This window comes from Actinomycetota bacterium (assembly GCA_036280995.1).
In the GTDB taxonomy this organism is placed as follows: Bacteria; Actinomycetota; CALGFH01; order CALGFH01; family CALGFH01; genus CALGFH01.
In genome coordinates this window covers 1-3,442 of the sequence record DASUPQ010000759.1, presented here as the reverse complement: position 1 = coordinate 3,442, position 3,442 = coordinate 1, and the positions used below count along the sequence as shown (strand labels likewise).

General features: G+C 73.0%; 5 protein-coding genes. 2 read left to right on the top strand and 3 right to left on the bottom strand.

Annotated features, from left to right (window positions below):
• On the bottom strand, positions 1–237 hold a 237-nt coding region (locus VF468_25390), incomplete at its 3' end, for a DUF2277 domain-containing protein (protein ID HEX5881621.1).
• A 128-nt stretch (positions 238–365) separates the two neighbouring features.
• Here VF468_25390 and VF468_25385 point away from each other — a divergent pair.
• Positions 366–1,721 (top strand): diacylglycerol kinase family protein, encoded by a 1,356-nt coding sequence (locus tag VF468_25385; GenBank protein ID HEX5881620.1) that lies wholly within the window; start codon positions 366–368, stop codon positions 1,719–1,721.
• A 30-nt stretch (positions 1,722–1,751) separates the two neighbouring features.
• Here VF468_25385 and VF468_25380 read toward each other — a convergent pair whose 3' ends face one another.
• On the bottom strand, positions 1,752–2,612 hold the full coding sequence (locus VF468_25380) for a cyclase family protein (protein ID HEX5881619.1): 861 nt from the start codon (positions 2,610–2,612) through the stop codon (positions 1,752–1,754).
• 148 nt (positions 2,613–2,760) lie between these two features.
• On the opposite strand from VF468_25380, the gene VF468_25375 reads away from it, so the two are divergent.
• Positions 2,761–3,174 carry a VOC family protein gene (locus VF468_25375; protein ID HEX5881618.1) on the top strand — a complete coding sequence of 138 codons (414 nt, stop codon included), beginning with the start codon at positions 2,761–2,763 and terminating at the stop codon, positions 3,172–3,174.
• Positions 3,175–3,331: 157 nt separating this feature from the next.
• Here VF468_25375 and VF468_25370 read toward each other — a convergent pair.
• On the bottom strand, positions 3,332–3,442 hold a 111-nt coding region (locus VF468_25370; GenBank protein HEX5881617.1), incomplete at its 5' end, for a DnaB-like helicase C-terminal domain-containing protein.

Below are 3,442 nucleotides of genomic sequence, written 5' to 3'. Positions count from 1 at the left end.
GATGCGGCGGAGCGGCGGCAGCGTCTTCGGGGGCTGCTGGCGGGGCGGGAGCTCGGCGAGGAGCTGCTCGCTGGCGGACGTGATCCGGCGCACGGCCCGCTCGAACGCCGCCTCGGTGTGGGGGGAGGTCTTCTGGACGCCGCTGATCTTGCGGACGTACTGACGAGCAGCGGCCTCGATCTCCTCGTCGGTGGCCACGGGCTCCAGGCCCCGGAGGGTGGTGATGTTGCGGCACATGGTCCCGGTCCTCCCGGTGTTCTTCTCGGATTCGTCGACCGAACGAGCCTACCGGCCCCTCCGGACGACGGCTTGCCCTGCTCGCCCGGCCCGGCCAAGATGCAACGGTCGGCGGAGGAGGCCGCAGGATGAAGTCGGTACCCCTGGGACGCCGGGTGAGCGCGGTGGCGGCGCTCCTGACGCCGCTCGCCGTGCTCCTGGTGCTGCTGGTCGTGCTGATCCAGCGGCCGCTGATGCTGCTGGCGGCGGCGGTGTGCTTCAGCATCGGGGTCGGCGCGGCCGCCTACGCCGTCACCCGGCCTGGGATCCGCCGCACCATCGCCGCGGTGCTGGCCGTCCTCGCCCTGGTGGCGGCGGCCGTGCTGGTGATCGCCGCCGCCGGCGGCCTGCTGGCGCTCCTGCTGGTGGTGGCCCTGATCGTGGTCGGTGGGGTGGCGACCAGGCATGCCCTGGGACGGGACATCAAGTCGCTCAAGAGCAGCCCGACCCCGGGCACCCCGGTCGGCCCGGCCACCCGCCCCGTCCTGTTGATGAACCCCAAGTCCGGCGGCGGCAAGGTGGAGCGGTTCAACCTGGTCGAGGAGGCCAGCCGCCGCGGCATCGAACCGGTCGTCCTGGCTCCCGGCGACGACCTGCTCCAGCTGGCCGAACAGGCCGTGGCCGGCGGCGCCGACGTCCTCGGGATGGCCGGCGGCGACGGCTCCCAGGCCCTGGTCGCCACCATCGCCTCCAAGCACGACGTCGGGTTCGTCTGCATCCCCGCCGGCACCCGCAACCACCTGGCCATGGACCTGGGCCTTGACCGCAACGACGTCGTCGGCGCCCTGGACGCCTTCGGGGAGGCGGTGGAGCGGCGCATCGACCTGGGCATGGCCGGCGATCGGGTGTTCGTCAACAACGCCACCGTCGGGCTGTACGCCAAGATCGTCCAGTCCCCCGCCTACCGTGCCCACAAGGTCGGCACCGCCCTGGAGCTGCTGCCCAACATGCTCGGCCCCGACGCCACCCCGTTCGACCTCCGCTTCACCGGCCCCGACGGCACCGAGCACGCCTCCACCCACCTGATCCTGGTCTCCAACGACCGCTACGAGCTGGGCAGCGGCGAGGGGTTCGGGTCGCGGCGCTGCATCGACGGCGGCAACCTGGGCATCGTGGCCGCCACCTTCCGCTCCTCGGGCGAGATCGCCCGCCTGGTCGAGTCGCAGGCCGCCGGAAGGACCTGGCGCCCGCCAGGCTGGGTCGAGTGGGCCGACGGCAGCTTCGAGCTGCACTCCAGCCAGCCGGTCGAGATCGGCATCGACGGCGAGGCGCTGGTCCTCGACCCGCCCATCCGGTTCCGGACCCTGCCCGGGGCCCTGCGGGTCCGCATCCCCCTGGGCGCCCCCGGCTACTCCCCCGCCGCCGCCGCCCCCACCAAGGGCTGGGCCACCGTCACCGCCCTCCTCCGGGCGGCCGCCGGCCGCCCGGTCGCGCTCGGGTCCTGACGGCGCCCGCTGCCGGCCGGCGGGGGCCGCCTACCAGGAGGCGAAGATGCGGGCCTGGCCGCCGGAGCCCTCCTCGTAGGGGATGAGCCCGACCATGATGGTGGCGCCACGCCTGGGGATGCGGTCGAGGTTGGCCAGGTTCTCCAGCCCGTAGCGGTCGGCGCCGGTGAGGATCAGGTGGGTCTCGAACGTGGTCGAGTTCCCCGGGTCGATGCTGAGGGTGTCGACGCCGAGGCTGCGGATCCTCCGGCGGCGCAGCAGCCACTCGCAGGCCTCGGGGTCGAAGCCGGGGAAGTGCAGGGTGCCGCTCGCGTCGGCGTTCCGGTAGGCGTCGGCGTCGCCGACCCTGGCCCCCCAGCCCGAGTACATGAGGACGGCGGCGTCGCGGGGGATGCGGCCGTGCCGGCGCTCGAAGGCGCGCAGGTCGTCGACGGTCACGACCGCATCCGGGTCGCGGGCCGCCTTGGCCGCGATGTCGACCACCACCGCCGGGACGATCAGCTCCGACGGCTTCAGCTCGGGCGCCAGGCGGCCGCCCAGGGTGAAGTGGCCGGGCGCGTCGACATGCGTGCCGATGTGCTCGATGATGCGCCACTCCTGCATGTAGTAGCCGTTGGCCTCGATGGTCACGGTGGTGCGCCGCACCGCCTCCTCGCCGGGCACGAAGGCCGGGAAGGAGGTCGTCAGCGGGTAGGTGAGGTCGCGCAGGCCGTGCCGCCGGCCCGGGAAGGCCGGCCCCCGCTCGCCGGCCTGGGCCGGTCCGCCCAGGGCCGCGGAGGCCGCGGAGGCCGCGACCGCCGCGCCGCCCAGCAGCGCCGCCCGTCGGGTGAGGCCGGGGCGCGCGGTCGTGGCCGCCGCCGCTGTCGGCTCGAAGCACTTCTCGGTACACATCGCCCTGCTCCCTTCGGTCGCGGACCTCAGGTGGTACTTCACCGACCAACGGGGCATGAACGCAAGTGCCGGGCGGGTCGCTTCCGGTTGTCACCGGGTCGCGCTAGGCTGCCACCGCTCGCGATCCTCCACGGCAAAGGAGCGTGGTATGGCTTCTCGGCTCAATCCGTACCTCACCTTCGACGGCGACGCGCGCCAGGCCATGGAGTACTACAAGGGTGTGTTCGGCGGCGAGCTGAACCTGAACACCTTCGGCGAGTTCGGGGACGCGGGGTCGCCGGGCGCCGACAAGATCATGCACGCCCAGCTGGAGACCGACAGCGGGTTCACCCTCATGGCCTCCGACACCGCGCCCGGGATGCAGCGCAACCCCGGCGACAGCATGTCGATCAGCCTGAGCGGAGACGACGCCGGCGAGCTGCGCGGCTACTGGGAGAAGCTCTCGGACGGCGGCACCGTGACCATGCCCCTGGAGAAGCAGATGTGGGGCGACGAGTTCGGCATGTGCACCGACCGGTTCGGGGTCCCCTGGATGGTCAACATCACCCAGCAGCAGGCGTGACCTAGTCGGGCCTGGAGCGGCTGCGCCGGCAGCTCGAGGCCTACTGGGAGGACGGCCGCCTCGGCGTCCCGCCGGCAGCACCACCGTCTCGAGTCCGTACCGGACCACCAGCAGGGCTGGACCTACTTCCTCGGCATCCCGCGCGACACCTGTCGGCCTAGAGGCTCCGGGCCGCCATGGGGGCGAACCGCGAGTACTGCCCCTGGAACGTGACCGTCACGGTGTCGGTGGGGCCGTTGCGGTGCTTGGCCAGGATGAAGTCGGCCTC

Coding starts and splice junctions, on each gene's coding strand:
- VF468_25385 (HEX5881620.1), top strand. CDS start 366: ATGAAGTCGGTACCCCTGGGACGCCGGGTGAGCGCGGTGGCGGCGCTC.
- VF468_25380 (HEX5881619.1), bottom strand. CDS start 2,612: ATGTGTACCGAGAAGTGCTTCGAGCCGACAGCGGCGGCGGCCACGACC.
- VF468_25375 (HEX5881618.1), top strand. CDS start 2,761: ATGGCTTCTCGGCTCAATCCGTACCTCACCTTCGACGGCGACGCGCGC.